The following is a 25,105-nucleotide window of genomic DNA, read 5'->3' as shown; positions in this document are numbered from 1 at the left end:
TTCGCCCGCGGCGGCGATCAGGCGGTCCAGCTCGGCGTCGCCGAAGATCTTCCACCATTCGCCGCGATGCTGGCCTTCGGCCGGCGTCGCGGTCTTCCATTGCGCGCCTTCGGCCTGCGCGGCCTCGGCTTCCTTGTAGGCCGGCACCGTGGCGGTCTCCGGCACCTTGTAGGTCGGCGCCAGCGAGCAGCCGGCCAGGATCAGCGCGGCGGCCAGCGTGGCGATGCGGGGCAACTGCCTTGTGATGTGGGCAATCATTTTGGGATTTCCTTGACTGTTCTGTGCTCTGGCGGGTTCAACGCCACCGAGGTAGCTCCCCTCTCCCAGAGGGAGAGGGAGCAAACACGCGCTATTCAGCGGACGCCATCGCCTGGTGTTCCACCGACGCCGACGCCTTGCGCCGCTGCCCCCGCGTCGCCAGCAAGCGCAACGCCACATAGAACACCGGCGTCAGGAACAGCCCGAAGAAAGTCACGCCGAGCATGCCCGCGAACACCGCCACACCCATGGCCTGTCGCATCTCCGCGCCGGCACCGCTGGACACCACCAGCGGCACCACGCCCATGATGAAAGCGAACGACGTCATCAGGATCGGACGCAGCCGCAGGCGGCTGGCCTCGATCGCAGCCTCGACCACGGTGCGGCCGTGATGCTCCAGCTCGCGCGCGAACTCCACGATCAGGATCGCGTTCTTCGCGGACAACCCGACCAGCACGATGAAACCGATCTGCGTGAAGATGTTATTGTCGCCCTGCGTCAGCCATACGCCCGTCATGGCGGCCAGCAGGCTCGTCGGCACGATCAGGATCACGGCCAGCGGCAGCGTCAGGCTTTCATACTGGGCGGCCAGCACCAGGAACACCAGCAGTACGCACAACGGGAAGATCCACACACCCGCATTACCGGCCAGGATGTCCTGGTAGGTCAGCTCGGTCCATTCGAAGCCGATGCCCTTCGGCAGGGTTTCGGCAGCGATGCGCTCGGCGGCGGCCTGTGCCTGGCCCGACGAGAAGCCCGGCGCCGGGCCGCCGTTCAGGTCGGCGGCCGTGAAGCCGTTGTAGCGGATCACGCTATCCGGGCCAAAGCCCTGCCTGACCTGCACCAGCGACGACAGGGGCACCATCTCGCCGCTGGCGCTGCGCGCCTTCAGCTGCAGGATGTCCTCGGCATGCTGGCGGTACTGCGCATCCGCCTGCACCTTGACCTGGTAGGTCCGGCCGAACTTGTTGAAGTCGTTGACGTAGGCCGAACCCAGGTAGGTCTGCAGCGTATCGAACACATCGGTCACCGGCACGCCGAGCTGCTTGGCCTTGGTACGGTCGAGCTGCACGTCAAGCTGCGGCACGTTCACCTGGTAGTTGCTGAAGATGCCGGCGAGCTCGGGCGTGGCGCGCGCCTTCGCCATGAAGGCGTTGGTCGCATTGAACAACTCGTCGTAGCCGAGCGCGGCGCGGTCCTCGATCATCAGCTTGAAACCGCCGATCGTGCCCAGCCCCTGCACCGGCGGCGGCGGGAACACGGCAATGAACGCGTCCTGGATCGCGGCATACTCCTTGTTCAGGTCCGCGGCAATGGCCTTGCCCGACAGCTCCTTGCCCTTGCGCTTCTCGAACGGGTCCAGCGTGACAAAGACGATGCCGGCGCTCGGGCTGTTGGTGAAGCCGTTGATCGACAGGCCCGGATAGGCAACGGCCGATTCCACGCCCGGGTGCTTGAGCGCGATCTCCGACATGCGGCGCGTCACGTCCTCGGTGCGGTCCAGCGTGGCGCCGTCCGGCAACTTGGCGAAGCTGACCAGGTACTGCTTGTCCTGCGCCGGCACGAAGCCCTTGGGAACCAGCTGGAACACGCCCCAGGCAGCCACCAGCATCACGGCGTAGACGCCAAATACCGAGCCCTTGCGGCGGATCACACCCTTCACGCCACGGCCATAGCTTTCGGAGCTGCGGCCGAAGAAGCGATTGAAGCGGACGAAGAACTTGCCGAAGACCTTGTCCATGCCACGCGTCAGCCAGTCCTTGGGCGCGTCATGGCGCTTCAGCAGCAAGGCCGACAGCGCGGGCGACAACGTCAGCGAGTTGAAGGCCGAAATGATGGTCGAGATCGAGATCGTCAACGCGAACTGCTTGTAGAACTGGCCGGTCAGTCCTGTCATGAACGCCAGCGGCACGAACACGGCGATCAGCGTCAGCGCGATGGCGATGATGGGACCACTGACTTCACGCATGGCCTTGTAGGTGGCTTCCTTCGGCGACAGCCCTTCCTCGATGTTCCGCTCGACGTTCTCCACCACCACGATCGCATCGTCCACCACGATGCCGATCGCCAGCACCAGCCCGAACAGGCTCAGCGCGTTGATCGAGAAGCCGAACGCATGCATCAGGCCGAAGGTACCGACGATCGACACCGGCACCGCCAGCAGCGGGATGATCGATGCGCGCCAGGTCTGCAGGAACAGGATCACCACCAGCACCACCAGCAAGATCGCCTCGAACAGCGTGTGGACCACCGCATCGATGCTGTGGCGCACAAACTGAGTGGGGTCGTAGACGATGCTGTAGGCCACACCTTCCGGCATGTTCTGCTTCAGCTCTTCCATGGTCTTGCGCACCTCGTTCGAGATCTCGATCGCGTTCGCTCCCGGCGACTGGAAGATGAGCAATGACAAAGCGGATTTGTTGTCCAGCTGCGAACGCAGCGCATATTCCGACGCACCCAGTTCGATTCGCGCAATGTCCTTCAGGTACGTGACCACACCGTCGGGCGAAGTCTTGACGATGATGTCGCCGAACTCCTCCACCGTCTGCAGCCGACCCTGCGCATTCACCGACAGCTGCAGGTCGGTGCCCGGCAGCGCCGGCGACTGGCCGAGCACGCCTGCCGCCACCTGCACGTTCTGCTCGCGGATGGCGCGCACCACGTCTGACGCGGCGAGCCCGCGCTCGGCGATCTTCTCCGGATTCAGCCACACGCGCATCGAGTAGTCCCCCGCGCCGAACAACCGCACCTGGCCCACGCCCTGGATCCGCGCGATGCGGTCCTTCACGTTGATCAGCGCGTAGTTGCGCAGGTAGGTCGTGTCATAGCGGTCGTTGGGCGAGACCAGGTGGACCACCATGGTCAGGTCGGGCGAGCTCTTGACCGTGGTGATGCCCAGGCGGCGCACGTCTTCCGGCAGGCGCGGCTCGGCCTGCGAGACACGGTTCTGCACGAGTTGCTGGGCCTTGTCCGGGTCGGTGCCCAGCTTGAAGGTCACCGTCAGCGTCAGCGTGCCGTCGGTATTGGCCTGCGAGTTCATGTAGAGCATGTCCTCGACGCCGTTGATCTGCTCTTCCAGCGGCGTGGCCACGGTCTCGGCGATCACCTTGGGGTTGGCGCCAGGAAATTGCGCGCGCACCACCACCGACGGCGGCACCACTTCCGGGTACTCCGAGACCGGCAGATTGAACATCGAGATGGCGCCGACCAGGAAGATCAGCACCGACAGCACGCCCGCGAAGATGGGGCGGTCGACAAAGAATTTAGAGAAATTCATCTTGGTCTCGGCAAAAGCAGTTCCCGCTGGCGGTCCGCCAAGGCGGAGGCCATGTGCAACCTCAGGGGAGAATTCCAGTTCGGGCTGTGGCGGAGGGCGGGACTCAGCTCACCCTGGCGTTGCCGGCCTCGCCGGCCTTCCCGTCAGCCTCGGCCTGCTTCCGGTCGGTCGAGCTGCCACGCGACTCCAGTTCGCTGCGGTAGGCCATCGCCACCGGCTTGGGGGTCACGGTGTCGCCGGGGCGCACGCGCGTCAGGCCGTTCACGACGATGTTCTCGCCCGGCTGCAGGCCGTTGCGGATCACGCGCAGCCCTTCGTAGGTCGGCCCCAGTTCGACTTCGCGGTACGCAAGCTTGTTGGCCTTGTCCACCAGCAGCACGAACTTCTTGCCCTGGTCGGTGCCGATGGCGCGGTCATTGACCAGCGCGGCGGGATACGGCGAGCCGCCGCCGAGCTTGACCTTCGCGTACAGGCCGGGCAGCAGGCGGCTGTCCTCGTTGTCGAAGACCGCGCGCACGCGGATGGTGCCGCTGCGCGTGTCGAGCCGGTTGTCGATCGAATGAATCCGGCCCTTGTGCGGATTGCCAGTCTCGTTGGCCAGGCCCAGGAATACCGGCAGGTCGCTCTTGCCGCCGCCAGCGCTCGGCGCCGTGTAGCGCAGGTAGCTCTGCTCGTCGACATCGAAGCTCGCGTACACCGGCGACACCGATACCACCGTGGTCAGCGGCGGCGATGCCGCACCGGCCGCCACGAGGTTGCCCACCGTGATCTCCGCACGCGACACCCGGCCCGTGACCGGTGCAACGATGCGCGTGTAACCCAGGTTCAGCTTCGCCACCTCCAGTGCAGCCTGCGCACCACGGACGTCGGCCGACAACTCGCTGGCCGCGTTGATGCGCTCGTCGAACTCGCGGCGCGAGATCGCGTTGTCGTCGAGCAGGCGCTGGGCGCGCGCCTTTTCGGTCTGCGCATGCGACGCACGTACCTGCGCCGCCGCCAGCGCCGCCCCGGCGCGCGCCACTTCGGCCGCATACGGGCGCGGATCAATCGTAAACAGTAAGTCACCCTTCATCACGATCGAGCCGTCGCGGAAATGCACCGTTTCGATCGTGCCGGACACACGCGGACGGATCTCCACACGGTCCACGGCCTCGATGCGGCCCGAGAATTCATCCCATTCGGTGATGGTCTTGCCCACCACTGCCGCCACCTCAACCGCCGGGGCGGGCGGCGGCGTGGCAGCCTGTGCGTCCCCGCCGTGCCGGGGACGCAGTACCGAAGCTGCCACGCCGGCCCCCAGGATCGCCACGAGGGCAGCGGCGAGCAGCGTTTGTCGAGACTTGCGATTCATCCTTCTTCACTCCATGCATCGTTGAGACTCTCGAGTCGATGCGCCCTTCCCTCAATCCAGCCTCAAGCTGGAGGTCGCAGGTGCGCTAGTGGCCATGAAGGCTCCGATCGCAATTTCAGCGTATCGGAACATTCAGTCCCCGGCCCTTAGCCCAGTGCCGCGCACCCTGGCATATCGGTGGCACCCGAACGGCACCATAACTACGATCTTAATCGTCGTAGTTACAAGACGCAAGGAATTTGTGGTGGAGCAACGCTGTGCACCTCCATGTGCAGCAGTGGGATCTTGTCGCTGGCCGATGCCAACAGCCTGCGCAACTGTCTGCGGCAGACCAGGGCCCGTGCGTGCGTCCAGCCCATCACGCCGGACCTAGCCAGCACTTTCAAGACGTGGATCCGGGCAGTACGTTTCGACGGGGCCCTGGTGTTATGGCCGGGGCCTTCACCAATGAGGCAGTCTGATGCGGCGCGACGTTTGGGGACGGGTGAACGGAACGCTCACTGACGGAAACAGCCATTCACTGCAGGCGCGGTCCATGGCTGTTGCGGGTCGGGGTTCGGAAGACTGCGCGGTTCCTTGCGCATGGGTTGTATCCGGGCTAAGTTGGAATTGCCGTCATGCGCCGGCGGGGGCAGATATGGTGCGATTGGCACTTCTACCGAGGTTGCTGGCCTTTGCGGCCATGCTGTTCGGAACAGCACTACTTGCCCAGCAGAGGCCATCGATGCCGCTCATACTGACATCCCCCGCGTTTGCCCAAGGCGGGGAGATTCCCACCGTGCACACGTGCGAAGGCGCCGATGTGTCACCTCCCCTGGCGTGGTCAGGCTTGCCACCCTCCACTGCCAGCCTGGTCTTGGTTGTCGATGATCCGGATGCGCCGGACCCGGCGTCACCGCAAATGACATGGGTCCATTGGCTCGTGTACAACCTGCCTCCTCAGCCCGGCTCGCTTGCGCAAGGTATGAGCCGGCATAGCTTGCCGCCCGGCGCTCGCGAAGGTTTCAACGACTGGCACCGCGCCGATTACGGCGGGCCGTGCCCTCCGGTTGGCCGGCACCGGTATTTCCACAAGCTATATGCCTTGGACGTCGTGCTGCCGGATCTCGGCAAGCCGGACAAGGCGGCGCTGGAACAGGCCATGCAGGGGCACATACTGGCCCATGCCGAACTCATCGGGACCTACCAGAAGCACGCGCGCTGACGTAGTCGTGCACCCGGCCCCGGCAGAGGCAGTGCGAAGGCACCGGTCTGCTCGCCGGCCGCGTACGGAAATATCAACGAAGGGGGCCGCCTTGGCGGCCTCGCCCGACTCGCGCGAACGCGACAGGATTGCCTGAGCTTCATCGGCCAAGAAGGGCACCTGGTTCAAGTCCATGCCCGTTCTCGCGCGCTCATATGTCCAAAACCAGCTCCGCGCACTTCGCTCGAGAGACGCAGATCAAGATCGACTTGTTTGCGATGCGCTCGTCTTCGCTCAACACGTAGTCGCGATGATCGGCCACGCCGGAAGCCAGCGGGACTTCGCAGCTTCGACACAACCCCTCGCGGCAGGAAGACGGAAGGCACACGCCGTTCGCCTCAAGTACCTCAAGAATGCTGGCACCTTGCGGGACCGTGAATCGTGCCCCATGCCTGAGCAGACGCACCTGAAACGCGTGGGGTTCGGCGGTCACTTGCGAACCGGCGCTGAACCGTTCGACATGCACGGCAAGAGGATCGATGCCGAGCGTCTGCGCGTGACCGCACACTGCATCCATCATGGCACCAGGCCCGCAGGTGTAGACATGCCAGCCCGATGGCATCTGCCGCAACGCCGCCTCGAAGTCGGCCCGGCCGTCATGTTCGTCATCGGCATGCAACACGATCCGATCCGCAAATGGCGCGAGCTGCTCAAGATACCCGGCATGGCGCCGCGAGCGCGCACAATACAGCAGACTCCATGTGGACGGCCCTTTGGGCCGCGCGCGATCGAACTTCGGCAACGGGTCGGTCAGCGACCCTCAGCCTTCTGTTCGTCTATGCAAACAACTTCCGCATGCGTGTACGCAGAGCACCCAGGACAAAGTCGGCCCGCTCAACAACGGTGGCCTTCGGTACGATGCAGACATCGTAGCCAAGCGCCGGATACGCTTCAAGAAGCCGCGAGTACTCCGCCATGGCGTCGGCCAGGCCATGCCGCCGCTCTGAGTCCTGGTTGTAGATCTCCGGCCAAGGTGGTACCAGGAAGGCGAGTTGGTGATAGTGCTGCGCCTCGCCTGCAAGCGCCTTCAGCAGCGGTTCACCTGTGACATGCTGAAGCGCGGCCATCGCATCGACTAGCCCTCGGTCCAGGAAAATCCATTTATCGGATGGGCTTGCGGCCTTCAGGTCGCGCCTAGCCAGTTCAATCACACGATGCAGGAACGCCGTCATATCGATCCAAGGCAGTGCCCCTCCCCCGCTGCGCGTTTGATCCGCCACGATGCGGCGGCCGGGCTCTTCTACCACCGGATAGCCACGTCGTCCAAGCTCCGCCAGCAGCGTGGATTTGCCACCGCCCGAACAGCCGGAAATGACAATAAGTCGATTCATCTTTCATCCTCTATAAAACGGGCGCCGCCATGTTGTGCCGGCGCTTGGCGGCGGCTCTTGGACGAAAGCATTGACCTCGTTGATCAGAGGTACCCTGGCTCAAAGGGCTCAAAGGGCTCAAAGGGCTCAAGGGCGGCCGTCGTCAAAGCCAGCAAAGCGTATATCGGGCGCGTCGGCATTATGCCGCGACGGCACCACCCTGCCGAAACGCACGGAACGCGCCTTTAGCGCGGCGGTGTCGGCCACAGAGGCGTGGTGCGCGCGGCCGGCGGCATCACGCCACTCGACGCGGCTCACATCGGCGTTGTCTTCGGCGACATACATCGAGCGCAACATCGCGAAGCCTGACATGCCCCCCGCCGCGGACACGTTGGAGTGTCGATAGCCAGGCTTGAATTTCACATCGAGTGCGGTGCGCTCGCGGCTCACTTCGATCAGTTTCACGCTGGCCTCGCCGCCTGCGACGAAGCGCAGCCGAATGGTTCGCCCTTTGGGGTCGATATCGATATCTGCGATCTCTACGATGGGTCTGCCAGCCTCCGTGATCGGGCCGATCAGAAACGATGAGCCGTATGAATTCCTGCTAGCGGGTGTTGCCGGCAATGGCTTGGCCCGCCAGTATCCGTCAGGGGGATACAACACCAGCACCTGCGTCTCGCGCAATTTGCCAGCATGCGGGTGCTTCACGTAGAACTGCAGCAGATGGAAGTCGTCATACACGCTGCCCCAAACCGCCACTGGCACGGACCGTGGCCGCCAGAACGTCTCGTAGGTATTGCCTTCGATGGCGAAATCAGGCCCGTCGTAGATTCGCACCTTACGTGGCGTGAAGCGACGACCCGGATCCGTGCGGGGCGAATTTTCGTCGAAATCGCAGTTGGAGAAGTCCGCCGGCGGAAAGCGGGATCCGCGAAGCTTGCTGAGATATGGCGGATGTAGCGCCTCTACGCGGAAGCGCTGGATTGCCGGCGAACTCATGACGAACGAGACATTGTCCTCCTCGGTGCATTGGGTCGGTGTGGTGAAGTTGCGTACCTCGACGATCACCGGCGCGGCACTTGCTGATCGGACTGCGCCAAGCGTAAACGCATGGAATGTCGCGATTATGGCGGCGAGCGCCGAGAAGCGTAGGGTTGTCATGACAGGGTGCCAGCGGCCGGCCACATCAAGAGCGGGTGTAGAAGAGCGGGTGTAGATCAGCCGGTGGCGCCTGCACCCTTTGGGCTATCGATCTTGCTGTCGATTCTTCGCTCGAGTTTCAGATAGGATAGGCGCTGCGGCGTCCAGGCTGTCGGCGCTTTCCGTTGACAACACTTGACAACACTTTGCCTGCCCACCCCGCGGAGCGACGAAGCACCATTTGTTTATCGGCTGCGCTGCCCTACCCCGCCGAGCGCTGCAAGCGCATCGATACCGAAAAGCTGTCGGCGGGGTGCACGGTCACCGAGACTTCGAACGTCTCGCCAGCGGCGTCCAGGTAGCGCCGCACGATCTTCAACGCGGCCGCGCCCGCTTCCAGTTTGAGCGCTTCGGCGATGCGCCGGTCGCCGATGGCGAATGCGCGCACATCCTGGTGGATCTCCGCGATCTGCCGGTCATAGCGTGACTCGATCAGCGCGCTGACCAGCGTGTCCGGCGACGCGCGCACCAGTTCGCCGAGCTCGGCATAGGCCGGATCCACGTAGACGTCGGTCCAGGCCATCGGCGTGCCGTCCTTGCCGCCATCCATCCGCAGGCTGGAAATCCGCAGCCAGCGCGCGCCTGGCTCGCAGCCGATTTCGGCCGCCACCTCTGCCGTCACCGCCACTTCCTCCACCGACTGCACCACGCGCAGGTGCTCGGCGCCGAACTGCACCAGGTCGTCCACCGACGCCAGCGAGGGCCGGAACACCGGCCGCGGCCGCGCCGATTCCACGCGCGTGCCCACGTTCTTGCGCCGCGACACCAGCCCCAGCTGCTGCAGTTCCTGCAGCACCGCGCGGATGGTGTAGCGGCTGGCCTGGTACTGCTCGCACAGCTCGAATTCGGTGGGCAGCAGCGAGCCGACCGCGTAGCGGCCGGTCGTGATGCCCTCGATAAGTTGCCTGCTGATCTCTGCCGGATTGGTTTTGCTCATGACTGCCCGCCCGCGGCCTCGTCGGACGCGGGTTTACCCTCCTTTTCTAAATATGTTCGAACATATTTAATGCCGCATATGTTCGAACATATTAATGAACTGCCCTCTTCCCCTCAAGGTAGCAACATGACCCTGTTCCCGGCCCCAAATGCCCCGACTGCCAGCACCGTCGTTGACTCGATCCTGTTCCGCGATGCCTTCGGCACCGCCGGCATGCGCCAGATTTTCTCCGATGTGGCCCTGATCCAGCGCTATATCGATGTCGAGGTCGGACTCGCCAAAGCCGAGGCCAAGGTAGGTGTCATCCCCGCGGAAGCGGCCGAGGTCATTGCCCGCGAGTCGCGCCTGGAGCGCATCGACTTCGACCACATGCGCGCGGAAACCGACATTGTCGGCTATCCGATCCTGCCCCTGGTACACCAGCTGGTGGCAATGTGCGGCGAGGCCGGACGCTACGTGCACTGGGGCGCCACCACGCAGGACATCATGGACACCGCGGTCGCGCTGCAGGTGCGTGACGCGCTTGACAGCATCGACGCCGATATCCGCGCGCTGCGCGGCATCCTGGCCGGCCTCGCGGTCAGGCACCGCGACACGCCGATGGCGGGCCGCACCCACCTGCAGCAGGCGCTGCCGGTGACCTTCGGCTACAAGGCGGCGATCTGGCTGGCCATGTTCGACCGCCACCAGCAGCGCCTGGCCGAACTGCGGCCGCGCGTGGCCGTGGTCGAGTTCGCCGGCGCGGCCGGCACGCTGGCGTCGCTGGGCGGAGAAGGCGACAGCAAGGAAGGCGGCAACAAGGGTTTCGCGGTGCAGGAAGCCCTGGCGCAAGAACTGGGGCTGGGCGTGCCGGCCACCACCTGGCACGTGGCACGCGACGGCTTTGCCGAAGCGGTCAACCTGCTCGCGCTCATCACCGGCTCGCTGGGCAAGATCGCGCTCGACATCATGATCATGGCGTCGACCGAGTTCGCCGAGGTGTACGAACCCTTCGTCAAGGGCCGCGGCGCCAGCAGCACCATGCCGCAGAAGCGCAACCCGATTTCCAGCGAGCTGATGCTGGCCGCTTCCAAGGCGGTGCGCCAGCACGCCGGCCTGATGGTCGACGCAATGGTGCAGGACTTCGAGCGCGCCACCGGGCCGTGGCATGCGGAATGGATCGCCATCCCGGAGAGCTTCATCCTGACCGCCGGCGCACTGCACCAGGCAAAGTTTGCGCTGGGCGGCCTGATCGTCGACGAAGCGCGCATGAAGCACAACCTCGGCATCTCCAACGGCCTGATCGTGGCCGAGGCCGTGATGATGGGGATGGCCCCGCATATCGGCCGCCAGCAGGCGCACGACGTGGTCTACGACGCCTGCCGCACGGTCAACGAGCACGGCGGCACGCTGGCCGACGCGCTGGCCGCGTTGCCGGCCGTCACGCAGCATTTCGACCGCGCCGCCATCGACCGGATGACCGATCCGGCCAATTACCTCGGCCTCGCGCCGCAGATGGTCGACCGCGCTGTCGCGCTGTCCCGAGAGCAATCCGCGGCCTGAGGCAGCAGGCTCACACATCATCATTTCAAACCAGGGAGACAACCCATGAACCCCATCCGCAAAGTGGCCGCGTGCGCGGCGCTGGCACTCGCCACGGCCGTGGCCGCATCCCCTGCCGTGGCACAGGCCTGGCCGGGCAAGCCGATCACCTGGATCGTCCCGTTCGCCGCCGGCGGCCCCACCGACGCGCTGGCGCGCACCATCGCCGAGCGGGTCGCGCGCGAGGTCGGCCAGTCGATCATCATCGACAATTCGCCCGGCGCCGGCGGCACCGTCGGCACGGCCAAGGCCGCGCGTGCGCCGGCTGACGGCTACACCATGCTGGTCGGGCACATGGGCTACATGGGCGCCGCGCCCGCGCTGTACAAGAAGCTGTCTTACGACCCGGTCAAGGACTTCGCGCCGGTGTTCCGCTTCCCGGATACGCCGATGGTCCTGATGGTGCGCAAGGACCATCCCGCGAAGAACGTGCGCGACCTGGTCGAGTTCGGCAAGAAGAACCCGGGCAAGCTCAACCTGAGCAATGCCGGCGTGGGTTCCACCTCGCACCTGGTGGCGGCGCTGTTCGCCTCGTCGGCGGGCATGCAGGTATCGCTGGTGCCGTACAAAGGGGCCGGCCCGGCGCTGATCGACGTGATCGGCGGGCAGGTGGATGGCATGTTCGACCAGACCAATACGGCGCTGCCACAGATCACCGAATCCAAGGTGCGGCCGCTGGCGGTGACCTCGGCAACCCGCGTGGCGCAGCTCAAGGACGTGCCCACGCTGGCCGAATCGGGACTGCCCGGCTTCGAGGCCAGCACCTGGTACGGCATCTACGCGCCCAGGGGCACGCCGCAGGCCGTCATCGACAAGATGCAGCAGGCCTACCTGAAGGTCATGGCCGACAAGGCCTTCACCGGCAAGATGTCGGCGCAGGCGATCCAGCTGCTGCCGCCTGAGCAGTACACCGCCAGCGCGCTCGGCAAGCACACCCAGGCAGAGATCACGCGCTGGAAGGCAGTGGCGGCCAAGGCCAATATCTCACTGGACTGAGCGCCATGACGGCATACCGCGTAGAGAACGACGCCTTCGGGCCGGTCGACATCCCCGCCGACCGCTACTGGGGCGCCCAGACGCAGCGGGCGCTGGCGATCTTTGAAGTCGGCGAAGAGCGCTTTCCCGACTGCCTGCTCCATGCCTTCGGCGTCCACAAGATGGCGGCGGCCCGGGCCAACCTGCGTTGCGGCGTGCTCGACGCCGCCATCGCCGAGGCAATCGTCGCCGCCGCCGACGAGCTGCGCCGCGGCCGCTTCGACAGCCATTTCCCGCTGACGATCTGGCAGACCGGCTCGGGCACGCAGACCAACATGAACGCCAACGAGGTCATCGCCAACCGCGCCAACGAGCGGCTTGGCCAGCCGCTGGGCACGCGCGCGCCGGTGCACCCGAACGACCATGTCAACGCGTCGCAGTCTTCCAACGACAGCTTCCCGACGGTCATGCACCTGAGCGCGGTGCTGGAGCTCGAAGACCGGTTGCTGCCCGCCCTGGCGCTGCTGCGCGACGCCCTGCGCGAGCGCGCCCGGGCCTTTGCCGATGTGCTCAAAATCGCGCGCACGCACCTGATGGATGCCGTGCCCATGACCATGGGGCAGGCGTTCGACGGCTTTGCCGCGCAGCTCGACAACGCCATCGGGCGCGTGCGCGGCACCCTGCCGCGCCTGCTGGTGCTGCCGCAGGGCGGTACCGCGGCCGGCACCGGCCTGAACGCGCCGGCGGGCTTCGCCGAGGCCTTTTGCGAGGAAGCCAGCCAGCTGACCGGCCAGGCCTTCCGCGCCAATCCCTGCAAGGTCGAGGGCATGGCCGCGCACGATGCACTGGTCGAGCTCTCGGGCGTGCTCAACGTGGTTGCCGTCTCCTTCACCAAGATCGCCAACGACCTGCGCTGGCTGGGCTCGGGCCCGCGCTGCGGGCTGGGCGAGCTGGTGCTGCCGGACGATGGCCTGACCTCGTCGATCATGCCCGGCAAGCGCAATCCGACCATCGCCGAGGTCGTGGCGCAGGCCGCCATGCAGGTGGCCGGCAACCACGTCACCGTGACCATGGCGGGCGCCTCCGGCAGCTTCGAGCTGAACGTGGCCAAGCCGGTGCTGATCTACAACGTGCTGCAGTCGATACGCGTGATGGCGGACGGCGCACGCGTCTTCGCACTGCGGCTGGTGCAGGGGCTGGCGGTCAACCCCGAACGGCTGGCGCGCAACCTGGACAACCCGCTGCTGGCGGTCACCGCGCTCAACCCGGTGCTGGGCTATGACCGGGCGGCGCAGATCACCAGGCACGCGCTGGCGCAAGGCATCTCGCCGCGGGAAGCGGCGATCGCGCTGGGATTGCTGAGCGGCGAGGCGTTCGACCGCCTGGTGGATCCGATGCGGCTGGCCAAGGGGCAACCGTAGTCCTGCAGGCGCACGGCGTCAGCGGGCGGGCGCGCGTCCCCCGCTGTCAGACCACCGGCAGCTTGAGCACCTGCTCCGTCGTCAGCACGTCCCCGAACGTGTCTTCGATACTCGCCAGCGCAGCCTGGTGCAGGTCACGATGCCGCACCACGCCGCCGGGCCGGTCCAGGTCGCGCGTCGCGCAGGCGTCTTCCGCCACGATCACGCCATAGCCCAGCGGCACCGCATCGCGCGCGGCGCCCGCGACGCAGGCGTGCGTCATCAGCCCGGTGATGACCAGCGTCTTGATGCCGGCGGCCTTGAGGCGCTGGTCCAGGTCGGTGGTGGGAAACACGCTTACCGAAGTCTTCCGCACCACCGTGTGGTGGCCCGCGGGACGCAGGTCCTGGTGGAACTCCGCGCTGGCGCCCTGCTCCGCAAAGACGGGGCTGTCCGCCGGCGCCAGGTGCTGGACGTGGAAGACGGGAATGCCGGCGGCGTCCGCATGCGCGACCAGGCGCCGGGCGTTGCCGAGCGCGGCCGCGCCGTCCGGGATCGGCAGCATGCCGTCGAAGTACTCGTTCTGGAAATCGATCACCAGCAGCGCCGTGCTGGCGGCTGCGATCGCGGTCGGGGCGCTGGCGCCGGCCAGGGTGCGGATCGTCGGGTGTGTCATCGTTGTCCTCGTCGTGATGGGAAGGAGAGCGTGCTTGCCTGGCGGGACAGCCGCCGCGGCCACATCGCTGCACGCAGTTTCCAACGACCGCCGCCGCCCCGAAAGCGTCCCGATGGACAACATCCGCTAGAATCGGGCCAACTTCAGACGCCCCTGCTTGCGAGGAAGCGATGCACACTGTCGCCGTGATTGCCTTCGAAGGCATCAGCCCGTTCCACCTGTCGGTGCCCTGCATCGTGTTCGGCGACGATCTCGCCATGCTGGGCGTGCCGCGCTACCGGCTGCTGATCTGTGGCGAGCAGACCGGCCTGATCCGGACCATGTCGGGCTTCCGCATCGAGGTCGAGCACGACCTGTCCGCGCTCGAACAGGCCGATACCGTGATCATGCCGGCCTGGCGCGACCCCGCGGAACGTCCGTCACCGGCCTTGCTGGCGGCGCTGCAGGCCGCCAGCGCCCGCGGCGCGCGCATCGCCGGGCTGTGCCTGGGCACCTTCGTGGTCGCCGAGGCCGGCCTGCTCGACGGCCGGCCGGCGGCCACCCACTGGGTCTGGGCCGATGACTTTGCCGCGCGCTATCCCAGGGTCCGGCTCGATCGCCGTTCGCTCTACATCGACGATGGCAGCATCCTGACCTCGGCCGGCACCGCCGCCGCGCTGGACTGCTGCCTGCACCTGGTGCGCCGCGACCATGGCGCGGACGTCGCGAACCGCGTGGCGCGCCGCATGGTGGTGGCGCCGCACCGGCATGGCGGGCAGGCGCAGTACATCGAGCAGCCGCTGCCGCAGACCGCGGGTGCCGACAAGCTGAGCACCACGCTCGACTGGGCCATCGAGCACCTGGAACAGCCGCTGACGCTGGACCTGCTGGCCGACAAGGCAGGCATGAGCCGGCGCAATTTCACCCGGCGCTTCAAGGCCAAGACCGGCACCACGGTGACGCAGTGGCTGCTGAACCACCGGCTCACCGCGGCGCAGCGGCTGCTGGAGACCACCGGCAAGAGCGTCGACGTGATCGCCGGCCTGGTCGGGTTCGGCTCGGCGGTTTCGTTGCGCCAGCACTTTGCCCAGACTTTTGCCATTTCGCCATCCGCCTACCGCAAGCAGTTCGGCACCACGGCGCCGCCAGGCCGTGCCGCTGCATAAGTTGTCATGAACCGCTTTTTCCGCTCCCGCTTTATGCACTGCTGCATCGGCGCCGTTGCCCTTGCGCTCGCCGGCGCAGCCCATGCCGCCACCGATATCGACTGCGACCCGTCAACTGCGCCGGCCGGCCGCGTGCCATCGCAGCGGCTGATCTGCGAGTCGGCGCTGTTTTCGATGGGCTACCAGCGCATCCATGCCGACCAGCAGCGGCAGCTCAAGGCCGGCACGATCACCGAGGCGGACATCTCCGCGTTCCGCAGGAAGCGCGACAGCTGCGCGACCGCGGCTTGCCTCGATGCCGTGTTCCGGGAATGGCGGACGTTCGCCGCGCAAGCCGGCGGCAAGCGCTGAATGCCGGGGGCGGCGGCCTGGCAGCGCCGGCTCATACCGGGATCCGCATTCCGCGCGCACCGGTCAGCCAGATACCCGGCTGACGACCATGCAGGTTGCCGTCGCGGTGGCGACCGCCCGGCCGTCCTGCAGCAGCTCCGCCGCGACGTGGCAGACGTTCCTGCCGCGTCGCTCCAGCCTGGCGCGTCCGAGCAGCACGCCGGTCCTGGCCGGCCGCAGGAAGGAGAGGTTGAGGTTCAGCGTTGCGCAGAATTCCTCCTCGCCCAGCGTGGCCGTCACCAACATGGCAGTCACGTCGTCGAGCATCGCTCCCAGCATGCCGCCCTGGACCTGGCCGGCCGGGTTCAGGAAAGCCGGCGTGGCGTGATAGGCGGATTCCAGGGTTCCCGCCTGCAGGTCAACCGCGCCGATGCTGCCGCCAAGCAATTCACAGATGGGCGGCGGCGGCACCTGTCCGCGCTGCATCCTGGCGAAGTAGTTGTCCGAGGCCATATCAACCGACGTCATCGACGATGTCATTCCCGATCCTCTCTTCTCAGCAGCCGCGAAAGCGCGGTGCGCGCTTTTCCAGCCAGGCCTGCGAGCCTTCGCGCAGGTCTTCGGACGCCTCGGCGCGCGCAATATCGGCGGCAATCTCCGCCGGGTCGAGCGTGCCGGCCGCGATCCGGTTCAGGTATTTCTTCATGCCCAGCAGGGCCAGCGGCGCCATGCCGGCCAGCTTTTCGCTCAGCGCAGCGGCCTGCGCCCGCAGCGCCTGCGGATCGGCGGCCAGGTGGTCGAGGAAGCCGCATGCCTGCAGTTGCGCCGCATCGAGTTTGTCGACAGCCAGCAGCACGCGCTTGGCGGTGGCCAGGCCCAGCCGCGCCACATAGCGCTCGAGCCCGCCGCGGTAGAACAGCAGCCCCAGCCGCGCCGCCGGCACGAACATGTCGACGCCCTGCGCGCCCAGCCGGAAATCGCAGGCCAGCGCGAGATCGGACGCGCCGCCGTAGAGTCCGCCCTGGATCACCGCGATGGTGACGGGCCGCGCCGCTTCGAGCGCGTTGGCGAGCGCTTCGAAGCGCTCGCCGGCATCGCTGCCGCCTGCCTTGCCGATATTGAAGCCGCTGCAAAAATGCTTGCCCTGTGCCTCGATCCGCAGCACCAGCACTTCGTCGCGGGCATTGACGGCGGCGATGTGCTCGCGCATCAGGTCGAGGTCTTCCGGCTCGAGGCGGTTCGCAACCTCGGGCCGGCGCAGCGTGATGACCGCCACCGCACCGTCGATAACGAGGGCGGGCGGCTGCCCCGGCGCGCTCGCCTTGTTCATGCCATCAGTGGAAGCCATAGATCTGCATGGTCGATTCGCCCGCGCGCACGCGGCCGAGAATCGCCGCTTCGGCGGCTTCGCGCTGCTGCGCGCGCGCCACCACGTCGGCCGCGCTCCGCCGCGGCACCACCACCACGCCGTCCGCGTCGCCCACGATCAGGTCGCCGGCTTCCACGCGGGTTTCGCCGAACAGCACCGGCTCGTTGAGCCAGCCGATGGCGCCATAGTCCTTGCCCGTGCCGCGTATGCACAGGCCGCGCGCAAAGACGGGGAAGCCGATCTCGTCGAGCAGCACGCCATCGCGCACGCAGCCGTCGATCACCAGCCCCGCCAGGCCCTTCACCTTGGCGGCGGTGGTCATGATCTCGCCCCAATAGCCATGCTCGTAGGCACCGCCGACATGGACCACCAGCACATCGCCAGGACGCGCGGCTTCGATGGCGCGATGCAGCCACAGGTTGTCGCCGCCGGGCGAGTGCACGGTCAGCGCCGGCCCGCACAGGCGGAAGCGGGACGCCACCGGCTTGATCCCCGGCGGCAGCACGCCGATCTTGCCGCCGGCCTCGTGCAGCGTAGCGGTTGGCAGCGTTGCAGCGGCCGCGGCGACCTCCGCCGGCACGCGCTCGAAATCAGCACGCGTGGTGCTGGCTGCGTCATGTTCCTTCATGCTCATGCCCCCTTCGTCTGCAGCTGGTGATAGCGGAACTGGCGGCGCGCCTCGTCCAGCCGCATGCCGCCGCGCACGGCTTCGCGGATCGCGTTCTCGGCGTGCTCGACGGCCTCGGCCGTGTCCAGCACCGCCGCTTCATGCTCGCGCGGGATCACCACCACGCCGTCGGCATCGCCGCGCACGATATCGCCGGGCTGCACGCGCGCGTCGCCGATATTGACGGGGATATTGGTGGCTTCCACCTGCACGCGGTCCTTGCCGGTGCGCATCCAGTGGTCCTTGCTGAAGACCGGGTAGCCGAGCTGGCGGCACAGCGCCACGTCGCGGCACACGCCGTCGATCACGGTGCCGGCGATGCCGCGGCGGTGCGCGATCTCGGTGAGGATGTCGCCCCACACGGTGGCGTTGTCGCGCCCGCCGTTGTCAAGCACCAGCACGCTGCCCGGCGGCACGTCGTCGATGTAGTCGCCCACCGTGCCCGGCGGGTTGGCGGCCGGGCCATACAGCAGCGTCCAGGCGCGCCCCGCCATGGCGAAGCTGTCGCCGCGCGGCTTGATGCGGTAGCACTGCCCGGCGATGCCGAGCTTGTCGAGCGCGTCGCTCAGGGTGGCGGTATCGAGCCGCGCCGCGCGGCCCACGTTGATGTCCGTTGATTCGCTCATGGTCTTCAGTCCTTCAGCATGTGTTCGTAGTTGCCGCCCATCACCTGCCCGATCGGCGTGCCGGCCAGGATGGCCTTCGACATCGCGGACTCCTTGAGGACGATGGCCTCGGCGGTGTCGAGCACGCGCTCGATATCGCGCGCCGCGATGAAGATCACCGCGCTGCGGTCGGCAAGCACGTAATCGCCGCCGGCCACGGTCACGTCCGCGATCTCGACCGGTACGTTGGTGCCCTTCTCCACCACGCGGCCACGTGCGGTGAAGGACGTCAGGCCCCGGCTGAACACCGGGAAGTCGAACGCAATGGCCTCGTCGATATCGCGCACCGGGCCGTCGGCGACCACGCCGGCCACGCCGCGCACCTTGGCGCCCAGCGACAGCAGGCCGCCCCAGCTGCCGGCTTCGACGCCGCTGCGCTGCTCGACCACGATGATGTGGTCGGGGCCGGCTGCTTCGATGGCGGTGCAGCCCAGGTGCCGCGCCGGGCCCGCCGGCGGCGCGCCGGTGCCGAGCTTGACGGTGATGGCGCGCCCGGCAACGCGGCCGGCGCCGCTGCGCTGCGGCAGGCCCGTGACCACGCCGGGCAGTTGCAGCTTGTCGAGCGCGTCCGAGACGGCGCAGCAATCGAGCCGGCGCAGGCGCTGTACGTAGGAGTCAGGTTGGGTCATGGTCTCGTCTTGCCTTGTCTTGTCTTGTCTTGTATTGCGGGATGCGGTACGCCTCAGACCAGCGTGCGCCAGGCGGCAAAGCACAGCCCGGTGCCGGTCAGCGCGGGGGTTCGGTAGCCCGGCACGTAGCTGACCCATTCCAGGTCCAGCTCGCGCACCGCTTCCACCGCGATCAGCCAGTTGCGGATCTCGGAGCTGCCGGCCTGCAGCTGCTTCGGATCGAGCGACGCCAGGAAGGCGGTGTCCTTGTTGCGGATCGCGGCGATGATGGCTTCGTCCAGCGCTTCATCGACCACGAAGTGGCTCAGGCCACCGGAGGCCAGCACGCCCACGCGCAGGTCTTCCGGATAGCCCGCGATCAGCTCGCGCAGCGCGGCGCCGAGCTGGATGCAGCGCCGCGGCGTGGGCTGGTTGGGCGGGTCGAAGGTGTTGACGATCACCGGCACTATCGGCACCACGGGCAGGTCGATGTCCTGCAGGTAGCGGCGGTGGATGAACGAGAACGCATGGCCCTCGAACTGCCCGCGCTCCAGGCCGTCCATGGCGGTGATGTCGAAATCGCGGTCGCACAGCGCGCGGATCAGCCAGCGCGCCAGCGGCGCATGCACGGGGTAGTCGCGGTCGGCCTCCGGCTCCTGGCGCGCCATGCGGGCCTTCTTGTACCAGCCGTCGTTCGCGCCCGTGTCGCGCTTGGCGTTGCGGATGGTGTCGCCGTAGTAGATCGCGAAGGCCGGGTTGTTGGTGGTACGGAACAGCTCGGTCTGGTCGTCCCCCACCACCAGCAGCACGTCCAGCCGCGCGGCGCGGATGCGCGCGCGCAGCTCGTCCATGGCGGCCTCGGCACGGTCGTAGCGTTCGCCCATGCGGTCGGGCGTGACCATGGCCTCGGCCTCGGCCGGCGCCGCGGCAAGCAGCTTCTCGTAGGTGGTGGGCTCGCCTGCGCGGTCAAAGTAATACGGGTTCTTGGGATCGACCTGCGGGAAGCCGTATTGCCAGTCCTCGCGCTGGGCGGCCAGCATGATGCTGTGGGAAGAGCCGAATGCGGCAACGATCTTTGCCATGGGAATGTCCTTCGATCAAACGATGTATGCCGCGCGCAGTTCGGCGATGCGCGCCGCGCTGTAGCCAAGCTCCGCGAGGATGGTGTCGGTATCGCCGCCCTGCTCGGGCGCCATGCGCGGCGGCGCTTCGCGCGGATAGCGCGACAGGCGCATGGGCTGGCCCACCAGCGAGACGTCGCCGAGTTCCGCATGCCGCATCGGCCATGCCATGCCCAGGTGGCGCACTTGCGCGTCGGCGAATACCTGGTCGATGCTGTGGATCGGCCCGCACGGCACGCCGGCCTTGAGCAGGCGCTCGGTCCACTCCGCGGTGGTACGCCCGCGCAGCGCGGCCTCGATCGCCGCATTGACCGCGTCGCGGTTGCGCACGCGTTCCGGGTCCGAGCCCATGCCCGGCTCATCGACGAGATGCGGCACTTCGAGTGCCTCGCACAGCCGCTTCCACATGGTCTGGCCGATCGCGGCGATATTGAGGTAGCCGTCCTGCGTGGCGAACACGCCCGTGGGCACGGTAAGCGGATGCTCGTTGCCGCTCTGCGCCGGCACCTTGCCGTCGATCAGCCATTGCGCGGCCTGGAAGTCCAGCATGGCGATCTGCGCTTCCAGCAGCGAGGTCTGCACCCACTGCCCCTGGCCCGAAGCTTCGCGTTCGAGCAGCGCGGTCAGGATGCCCATGGCGCAGAAATGCCCGGCGCACAGGTCGGCAATGGGGATGCCCACCCGCATCGGCCCTTCGCCCGGCTTGCCGGTCACGCTCATCAGGCCGCCCATGCCCTGGGCGATGGAATCGAAGCCGGGCCAGCCCGCATAGGGACCGTCCTGGCCGAAGCCGGAGATGCTGGCGTAGACCAGGCGCGGATTGATCTCGCGCAGCGCATCGGGGCCGATGCCAAGGCGATGCTTCACGTCCGGCCGGTAGTTCTCGATGAAGACATCGGCGCGCCTGACCAGGTCATGCAGGATCGCCACGCCCTGCGGCGACTTCATGTTGAGCGTCAGGCTTTCCTTGTTGCGATGCAGGTTCTCGTAGTCGGCACGGTTGTGGTCGCGCCCGCCGATCATGTCGTCGCCGCCGGCTGCGCCGGGCGGGATCTCCAGCTTGATCACGCGCGCGCCCATGTCGGCGAACAGCCGCACCGCGGTAGGGCCGGCCCGCACGCGCGAGGCGTCGATCACGGTGAAGCGCGACAAAGGTCCGTGGCGCTTCGGTTCCGACTGGCGCGGGTTGGTTGCGTTGTCTTCCATCTTCAACTCTCTCAGGTCATGCCGGCGTGAACATGGGCACCGCGTAGCCGCCGTCGCTGGGCTTGAACACCACCCGCACGCGCTGGCCGATGGCCACCTCGCGCGGATCGCAGTCCACCAGATTGCTCATCATGGTCACGCCCTCGTCCAGCTGGATGAAGGCCAGCGTGTAGGCCGCCTCGGCCCGCCCCATGGTGCTGTGCGAATAGACCGTGCCCCGGCCGCTGGCCTCGCGCCATTCGGTGCGCAGGGACTGGCAGTGCGGACAGATGTCGCGCGGGTAGTGATGTGCCTCGCCGCAGTCCAGGCAGAACTTGACCAGCAGGCGGCCCTGGCCGGCGGCCTCCCAGAATGGGAGGCTTTCCGGCAGCGTGCGCGGCGCGGGGATCTTGCGCGCGGCGGTGTTGGTGGTGCTGGTGGTAGTAGTGGTGCTCATGGTTTCAAACCCTTTCCAGGATGAGCGTGGCCGCGGTATGGCGCGAGGCGAGCGCGCCGCCGATGCCGCTGGCCAGCGCCAGGTCGCAGTCCTTGACCTGCACGGCGGGATGCGCTTCGCCGCGCAGCTGGCGGACGGCCTCGATCACCTTGGTGACGCCGCCGCGATTGGCCGGGTGGTTGTTGCACAGCCCGCCGCCGTCGGTGTTGAAGGGCAGCTTGCCCACGCCGGAGATCAGGCCGCCGTCGGCGACGAATTTCCCGCCCTCTCCCTTCTTGCAGAAGCCGAGGTCTTCCAGCTGCATCAGCACGGTGATGGTGAAGCTGTCGTAGAGCGACGCGTACTTGATGTCGGCTGGCGTCACCCCGGCTTCGGCGAATGCCGCGGGGCCCGACCACGCCGTCGCGGACCAGGTCAGGTCGATCTTGCCGCCCATGGCGTGCTTGGGCGCCTCGCCGGTGCCCTTCACCTTGACCAGCGGGCGCCTGAGCTGCCGGGCAATCTCGGGACGCGCCACGATCAGGGCACCGCCGCCGTCGCTCATCACGCAGCAGTCGAGCCGGTGCAGAGGATCGGAGACCATGGGCGAATTCACCACGTCTTCGACCGTCACCACATTGCGCAGCATCGCGTGCGGGTTGTGCTGGGCGTGGTGCGAGGCGGCGACCTTGATCCACGCCAGCTGCTCGCTGGTGGTGCCGAACTCGTGCATGTGGCGCCGTGCCACCAGCCCATACAGGTTCTGCGTGGCCGGACCGAACGGCAGCTCGAACGCCAGCTCGGGCGCGTCCGGGTCCGGCGCCTTGAGCGAGAGCGCCGCGCCCGCCGCGCGGGGACGCCCGGCCAGCGTGATCAGCGCCACGTTGCAGCGGCCCGCGGCAATCGCCTCGGCGGCGTGGGCCACGTGCAGGATCGGCGCCGAGCCGCCGCATTCGGTGGAATCGACGTGCCGCGGGCGCAGGCCGAGGTATTCGACGATGGTGGTGGTGCCGAGGCCGGGTGCGTCGCCGGCGCAGAAGTAGCCGTCGATGTCGCTTGCCGAGAGGCCGGCATCGGCCAGCGCCCCGAGGGCGACGTCGGCGTGCAGGCGGGCCACGGAAAGATCGTCGGCCTTGCGGGTGGGGTGCTCGTAGGCCCCCACGATGTATGCGGATCCGTTCAGAGTCATAGCGGGATGGATGGAGGGGTCACTGTTCTGGCTTGAAGCCGCTGGCCTTGATGACGGGGCCCCAGTAGGCCAGCTCTTTGCGCTGCAGGCGGTCCAGGTCCGCGGCGTCGCGGTAGTCCGGCTGCAGCACCGCCTTTTCTTCCAGCATGCTGCGCACGTCGGGCATGGCCAGCACCTTGCCGAGCGCTGCCTGCATGCGTTCGAGTTCGGCCCTGGGCGTCTTCGCCGGCGCCCAGACGCCGGTCCAGGCTTCGCCGGAATCCACCTTGACGCCCTGCTCGGCCACCGTGGGCACATCGGGCAGCAGCGGCGAGCGCCTGGCGCTGAACACGCCGATGATGCGCACCTTGCCGCCGCGCGCGTGCGGCAGGATGTCGCCGGCGGTCATCACCGCGGCGGCGAGCTGGCCGCCGATCAGGTCTGTCGCCAGCGGCCCGTTGCCCTTGTACGGCACCACGTTGAGCGGCACGCCGGCTGCCTTGCCGAACTGCAGCCCGGTAAAGTGCGTCTGGCCGCCAAGGCCGGCGCTGCCGAACACGGCCTCCTTGGGGTGGGCCTTGAGCCAGGCCACGTATTCCTTGACGTTGCTCACGCCGGTCTGGCTGCTCACCACCAGCGCCAGCGGGTAGGAAATCACCACGGCGACGGGGCTCAGGTCGGTCAGCAGGTCGTACTTGAGCGTTGCCGGCGGATAGAGCAGCGTCGGGAAGATCGCGGTGGCATTCGGCGCCACCATGTAGGTCAGTCCATCGGGGGCGCTGTGCTTGAGCATGCCGGTGGCGATGCGCCCGCCCGCGCCAGGCTTGTTGTCGACGATCACCACCTGGCCGAGCACGCCTTGCAGCTTGTCGGCCAGCACGCGGGCAACGGTATCGGTGGAGCCGCCCGGCGGAAAGCCAACCAGCAGCCGGATCGGCTGCTTGTCCTGGGCGTGGGCCGCCAGCGTAAAGCCCAGCGCCAGCGCGCAGCACACCGTCCTGAGGGTCTTGAAAATGGCCATGCGTTGTCTCCTTTTATCTTTATGGATGCGCGGTCCGCGCGGCTATGCTTGTCCGCCGAAGCGGCGCAGGTGGTGCGAGACGTCGCCGAACAGCTGGTTGATCACCATCAGCCGCTTGGCGTAGTGCCCCACGCGGCATTCGTCGGTCATGCCCATGGCACCGTGCATCTGGATGGCCCATTGCCCGAGCTGGCGGCCAGCCTGGCCGGCCAGCACCTTGGCCGCGGATACCAGCCGGCGGCGTTGCGCCGGCTCGCCTTCCAGCACCGCCACCGCGGCCGCGCAGGCCATCGACTTGCACTGCTCCAGCGCGATCAGCATGTCGGCGATGCGGTGCTGCAGCACCTGGAACTTGGCCAGCGTGGTACCGAACTGCTTGCGGGTCTTGAGCTGTTCGGCGGTCAGGTCGATCAGCACCTCCAGCGCGCCCACCGCCTCCGCGCACAGCATGGCGCTGGCGCGGTCGGTGGCGGCTTCGACCAGCGGCAGCGCGGCGCCGGCCTCTCCCACCAGGGCATCGGCCGCTACGCGCACGCCACGCAGCGTGAGGTGCGCGGCGCGGCGCCCGTCGAGCGTGCTGAATTCCTTCAGCGAAAGGCCGGACGCGCCCGCCTCGACCAGAAAGAGCGAGAGGCCGGAATCGTCGTCGGCATCGCCGGCGGTACGCGCGACAACCAGGAACACGTCCGCGCTGCCGGCCTCCAGCACCAGGGTCTTGGTGCCGTCCAGCACCCAGCCCGCGCCATCGCGCCGCGCCAGCGTGGCGACGCGGGACAGGTCGTAGCGCGCATCGGCTTCACTGCATGCCAGCGCCATGCGCGCTTTTCCGGCAGCCAGCGCCGGCAGCCAGCGTTGGCGCTGGGCCTGGCTGCCGGACTCGTCCAGCAACTGGCCGGCCAGCACCACGCTGGAGAGCCAGCCCGCGCCACCAAGCGCGCGGCCGAGTTCCTGCGCCACCAGCATCATCTCCACGGGGCCCTGTGCACTGCCGCCGACATCGTCGGCCAGCGGCAGCCCGAGCAGGCCCAGATCGGCCATGCCGGCCCAGCGCGTGGCGGCCAGTCCGGCCGGCTCGGCCTCGCCGCGCCGGTGGGCGGGATACTCGCCGTCGCAGAATCGGCGCACCGCATCGCGCAGCGCCAGGTGTTCGTCGCTAAGAGAAAAATCCATGGTCGGGTACGG

The 25,105-nt window shown here is 67.5% G+C and carries 24 protein-coding genes and 1 pseudogene; 6 read left to right on the top strand and 19 right to left on the bottom strand.

All coding sequences use genetic code 11. The features are described from left to right. The 3 genes and pseudogenes from K309_RS0122395 to K309_RS0122385 all read right to left on the bottom strand — a co-directional run. Positions 1-258, bottom strand: a pseudogene (locus K309_RS0122395) (RND transporter); the annotation flags it as partial. Positions 259-349: 91 nt separating this feature from the next. Beyond that, complete coding sequence (locus K309_RS0122390) at positions 350-3,535, bottom strand: efflux RND transporter permease subunit (RefSeq protein ID WP_029048503.1); 3,186 nt, start codon at positions 3,533-3,535, stop codon at positions 350-352. A gap of 103 nt (positions 3,536-3,638) precedes the next feature. Then, a complete protein-coding gene (locus K309_RS0122385) occupies positions 3,639-4,886 on the bottom strand; it encodes an efflux RND transporter periplasmic adaptor subunit (RefSeq protein ID WP_029048502.1) in 1,248 nt (415 codons plus the stop codon). Positions 4,887-5,610: 724 nt separating this feature from the next. Here K309_RS0122385 and K309_RS0122380 point away from each other — a divergent pair. Further along, positions 5,611-6,090, top strand: coding sequence for a YbhB/YbcL family Raf kinase inhibitor-like protein (locus K309_RS0122380; RefSeq protein ID WP_029048501.1), 480 nt, complete (start codon positions 5,611-5,613; stop codon positions 6,088-6,090). Positions 6,091-6,280: 190 nt separating this feature from the next. Here the strand turns inward: K309_RS0122380 and K309_RS37065 are convergent, their stop codons facing one another. The 4 genes from K309_RS37065 to K309_RS0122360 all read right to left on the bottom strand — a co-directional run bounded on the left by K309_RS37065 (position 6,281) and on the right by K309_RS0122360 (position 9,576). Then, complete coding sequence (locus tag K309_RS37065; protein ID WP_232232453.1) at positions 6,281-6,871, bottom strand: flavin reductase family protein; 591 nt, start codon at positions 6,869-6,871, stop codon at positions 6,281-6,283. Between the two features lie 34 nt (positions 6,872-6,905). Continuing rightward, a complete protein-coding gene (locus K309_RS0122370; protein ID WP_029048500.1) occupies positions 6,906-7,460 on the bottom strand; it encodes an AAA family ATPase in 555 nt (184 codons plus the stop codon). Positions 7,461-7,586: 126 nt separating this feature from the next. Further along, positions 7,587-8,600, bottom strand: a complete 1,014-nt coding sequence (locus K309_RS0122365; protein WP_035878130.1) for a hypothetical protein — start codon at positions 8,598-8,600, stop codon at positions 7,587-7,589. A gap of 241 nt (positions 8,601-8,841) precedes the next feature. Beyond that, complete coding sequence (locus K309_RS0122360) at positions 8,842-9,576, bottom strand: GntR family transcriptional regulator (protein WP_029048498.1); 735 nt, start codon at positions 9,574-9,576, stop codon at positions 8,842-8,844. 126 nt (positions 9,577-9,702) lie between these two features. Here K309_RS0122360 and K309_RS0122355 point away from each other — a divergent pair, with 126 nt between their 5' ends. The 3 genes from K309_RS0122355 to K309_RS0122345 are packed head-to-tail and all read left to right on the top strand — an operon-like array spanning position 9,703 to position 13,553. After that, positions 9,703-11,118, top strand: coding sequence for a class-II fumarase/aspartase family protein (locus tag K309_RS0122355; protein ID WP_029048497.1), 1,416 nt, complete (start codon positions 9,703-9,705; stop codon positions 11,116-11,118). 45 nt (positions 11,119-11,163) lie between these two features. Beyond that, positions 11,164-12,153 carry a tripartite tricarboxylate transporter substrate binding protein BugD gene (locus tag K309_RS0122350; protein ID WP_029048496.1) on the top strand — a complete coding sequence of 330 codons (990 nt, stop codon included), beginning with the start codon at positions 11,164-11,166 and terminating at the stop codon, positions 12,151-12,153. Positions 12,154-12,158: 5 nt separating this feature from the next. Then, positions 12,159-13,553 (top strand): class II fumarate hydratase, encoded by a 1,395-nt coding sequence (locus K309_RS0122345; RefSeq protein WP_029048495.1) that lies wholly within the window; start codon positions 12,159-12,161, stop codon positions 13,551-13,553. Positions 13,554-13,599: 46 nt separating this feature from the next. Here the strand turns inward: K309_RS0122345 and K309_RS0122340 are convergent, their stop codons facing one another. Next, positions 13,600-14,208 (bottom strand): cysteine hydrolase family protein, encoded by a 609-nt coding sequence (locus tag K309_RS0122340; RefSeq protein ID WP_029048494.1) that lies wholly within the window; start codon positions 14,206-14,208, stop codon positions 13,600-13,602. A gap of 170 nt (positions 14,209-14,378) precedes the next feature. On the opposite strand from K309_RS0122340, the gene K309_RS0122335 reads away from it, so the two are divergent. After that, on the top strand, positions 14,379-15,353 hold the full coding sequence (locus tag K309_RS0122335) for a GlxA family transcriptional regulator (RefSeq protein WP_029048493.1): 975 nt from the start codon (positions 14,379-14,381) through the stop codon (positions 15,351-15,353). Positions 15,354-15,359: 6 nt separating this feature from the next. Further along, positions 15,360-15,704: a hypothetical protein gene (locus K309_RS0122330; protein WP_029048492.1), complete on the top strand. Its 345-nt coding sequence runs from the start codon at positions 15,360-15,362 to the stop codon at positions 15,702-15,704. A 63-nt stretch (positions 15,705-15,767) separates the two neighbouring features. On the opposite strand, the gene K309_RS0122325 is transcribed toward K309_RS0122330, so the two are convergent. The 11 genes from K309_RS0122325 to K309_RS0122275 are packed head-to-tail and all read right to left on the bottom strand — an operon-like array spanning position 15,768 to position 25,093. Next, entirely contained in the window at positions 15,768-16,211 is a 444-nt protein-coding gene (locus K309_RS0122325; RefSeq protein ID WP_232232452.1) for a PaaI family thioesterase, read from the bottom strand. Between the two features lie 28 nt (positions 16,212-16,239). Then, complete coding sequence (locus K309_RS0122320; RefSeq protein ID WP_232232451.1) at positions 16,240-17,031, bottom strand: enoyl-CoA hydratase/isomerase family protein; 792 nt, start codon at positions 17,029-17,031, stop codon at positions 16,240-16,242. Continuing rightward, a complete protein-coding gene (locus K309_RS0122315) occupies positions 17,018-17,680 on the bottom strand; it encodes a 4-carboxy-4-hydroxy-2-oxoadipate aldolase/oxaloacetate decarboxylase (RefSeq protein ID WP_156914419.1) in 663 nt (220 codons plus the stop codon). The genes K309_RS0122320 and K309_RS0122315 overlap by 14 nt, the downstream gene beginning before the upstream one ends. 2 nt (positions 17,681-17,682) lie before the next feature. Further along, positions 17,683-18,345 carry an RraA family protein gene (locus tag K309_RS0122310; RefSeq protein ID WP_029048488.1) on the bottom strand — a complete coding sequence of 221 codons (663 nt, stop codon included), beginning with the start codon at positions 18,343-18,345 and terminating at the stop codon, positions 17,683-17,685. Between the two features lie 5 nt (positions 18,346-18,350). Further along, entirely contained in the window at positions 18,351-19,013 is a 663-nt protein-coding gene (locus K309_RS0122305) for an RraA family protein (protein WP_029048487.1), read from the bottom strand. Positions 19,014-19,066: 53 nt separating this feature from the next. Next, on the bottom strand, positions 19,067-20,074 hold the full coding sequence (locus K309_RS0122300; protein ID WP_029048486.1) for a DODA-type extradiol aromatic ring-opening family dioxygenase: 1,008 nt from the start codon (positions 20,072-20,074) through the stop codon (positions 19,067-19,069). Positions 20,075-20,089: 15 nt separating this feature from the next. Then, complete coding sequence (locus K309_RS0122295) at positions 20,090-21,319, bottom strand: CaiB/BaiF CoA transferase family protein (protein WP_051320552.1); 1,230 nt, start codon at positions 21,317-21,319, stop codon at positions 20,090-20,092. Between the two features lie 16 nt (positions 21,320-21,335). Next, positions 21,336-21,755 carry a Zn-ribbon domain-containing OB-fold protein gene (locus tag K309_RS0122290; protein ID WP_051320551.1) on the bottom strand — a complete coding sequence of 140 codons (420 nt, stop codon included), beginning with the start codon at positions 21,753-21,755 and terminating at the stop codon, positions 21,336-21,338. Positions 21,756-21,759: 4 nt separating this feature from the next. After that, positions 21,760-22,923, bottom strand: coding sequence for a thiolase family protein (locus K309_RS0122285; protein ID WP_029048483.1), 1,164 nt, complete (start codon positions 22,921-22,923; stop codon positions 21,760-21,762). A gap of 19 nt (positions 22,924-22,942) precedes the next feature. Further along, the gene (locus K309_RS0122280; protein ID WP_029048482.1) at positions 22,943-23,923 is read right to left on the bottom strand and encodes a Bug family tripartite tricarboxylate transporter substrate binding protein; all 981 of its coding nucleotides are present in this window, start codon (positions 23,921-23,923) and stop codon (positions 22,943-22,945) included. Positions 23,924-23,965: 42 nt separating this feature from the next. Continuing rightward, on the bottom strand, positions 23,966-25,093 hold the full coding sequence (locus K309_RS0122275) for an acyl-CoA dehydrogenase family protein (protein ID WP_029048481.1): 1,128 nt from the start codon (positions 25,091-25,093) through the stop codon (positions 23,966-23,968). Between the last annotated feature and the right edge of the window lie 12 nt (positions 25,094-25,105).

This window comes from Cupriavidus phytohabitans, assembly GCF_000426345.1.
Classification (GTDB): domain Bacteria; phylum Pseudomonadota; class Gammaproteobacteria; order Burkholderiales; family Burkholderiaceae; genus Cupriavidus.
Note: the sequence above shows the minus strand (reverse complement) of the source record. Positions and strands in the feature narration are given on the sequence as shown.

Bases quoted from the DNA above. Each gene is read 5' to 3' on its own strand.
- K309_RS0122390 (WP_029048503.1), bottom strand. From the start codon at position 3,535: ATGAATTTCTCTAAATTCTTTGTCGACCGCCCCATCTTCGCGGGCGTG.
- K309_RS0122385 (WP_029048502.1), bottom strand. From the start codon at position 4,886: ATGAATCGCAAGTCTCGACAAACGCTGCTCGCCGCTGCCCTCGTGGCG.
- K309_RS0122380 (WP_029048501.1), top strand. From the start codon at position 5,611: ATGCCGCTCATACTGACATCCCCCGCGTTTGCCCAAGGCGGGGAGATT.
- K309_RS0122370 (WP_029048500.1), bottom strand. From the start codon at position 7,460: ATGAATCGACTTATTGTCATTTCCGGCTGTTCGGGCGGTGGCAAATCC.
- K309_RS0122365 (WP_035878130.1), bottom strand. From the start codon at position 8,600: ATGACAACCCTACGCTTCTCGGCGCTCGCCGCCATAATCGCGACATTC.
- K309_RS0122360 (WP_029048498.1), bottom strand. From the start codon at position 9,576: ATGAGCAAAACCAATCCGGCAGAGATCAGCAGGCAACTTATCGAGGGC.
- K309_RS0122355 (WP_029048497.1), top strand. From the start codon at position 9,703: ATGACCCTGTTCCCGGCCCCAAATGCCCCGACTGCCAGCACCGTCGTT.
- K309_RS0122350 (WP_029048496.1), top strand. From the start codon at position 11,164: ATGAACCCCATCCGCAAAGTGGCCGCGTGCGCGGCGCTGGCACTCGCC.
- K309_RS0122345 (WP_029048495.1), top strand. From the start codon at position 12,159: ATGACGGCATACCGCGTAGAGAACGACGCCTTCGGGCCGGTCGACATC.
- K309_RS0122340 (WP_029048494.1), bottom strand. From the start codon at position 14,208: ATGACACACCCGACGATCCGCACCCTGGCCGGCGCCAGCGCCCCGACC.
- K309_RS0122335 (WP_029048493.1), top strand. From the start codon at position 14,379: ATGCACACTGTCGCCGTGATTGCCTTCGAAGGCATCAGCCCGTTCCAC.
- K309_RS0122330 (WP_029048492.1), top strand. From the start codon at position 15,360: ATGAACCGCTTTTTCCGCTCCCGCTTTATGCACTGCTGCATCGGCGCC.
- K309_RS0122325 (WP_232232452.1), bottom strand. From the start codon at position 16,211: ATGACGTCGGTTGATATGGCCTCGGACAACTACTTCGCCAGGATGCAG.
- K309_RS0122320 (WP_232232451.1), bottom strand. From the start codon at position 17,031: ATGGCTTCCACTGATGGCATGAACAAGGCGAGCGCGCCGGGGCAGCCG.
- K309_RS0122315 (WP_156914419.1), bottom strand. From the start codon at position 17,680: ATGAAGGAACATGACGCAGCCAGCACCACGCGTGCTGATTTCGAGCGC.
- K309_RS0122310 (WP_029048488.1), bottom strand. From the start codon at position 18,345: ATGAGCGAATCAACGGACATCAACGTGGGCCGCGCGGCGCGGCTCGAT.
- K309_RS0122305 (WP_029048487.1), bottom strand. From the start codon at position 19,013: ATGACCCAACCTGACTCCTACGTACAGCGCCTGCGCCGGCTCGATTGC.
- K309_RS0122300 (WP_029048486.1), bottom strand. From the start codon at position 20,074: ATGGCAAAGATCGTTGCCGCATTCGGCTCTTCCCACAGCATCATGCTG.
- K309_RS0122295 (WP_051320552.1), bottom strand. From the start codon at position 21,319: ATGGAAGACAACGCAACCAACCCGCGCCAGTCGGAACCGAAGCGCCAC.
- K309_RS0122290 (WP_051320551.1), bottom strand. From the start codon at position 21,755: ATGAGCACCACTACTACCACCAGCACCACCAACACCGCCGCGCGCAAG.
- K309_RS0122285 (WP_029048483.1), bottom strand. From the start codon at position 22,923: ATGACTCTGAACGGATCCGCATACATCGTGGGGGCCTACGAGCACCCC.
- K309_RS0122280 (WP_029048482.1), bottom strand. From the start codon at position 23,923: ATGGCCATTTTCAAGACCCTCAGGACGGTGTGCTGCGCGCTGGCGCTG.
- K309_RS0122275 (WP_029048481.1), bottom strand. From the start codon at position 25,093: ATGGATTTTTCTCTTAGCGACGAACACCTGGCGCTGCGCGATGCGGTG.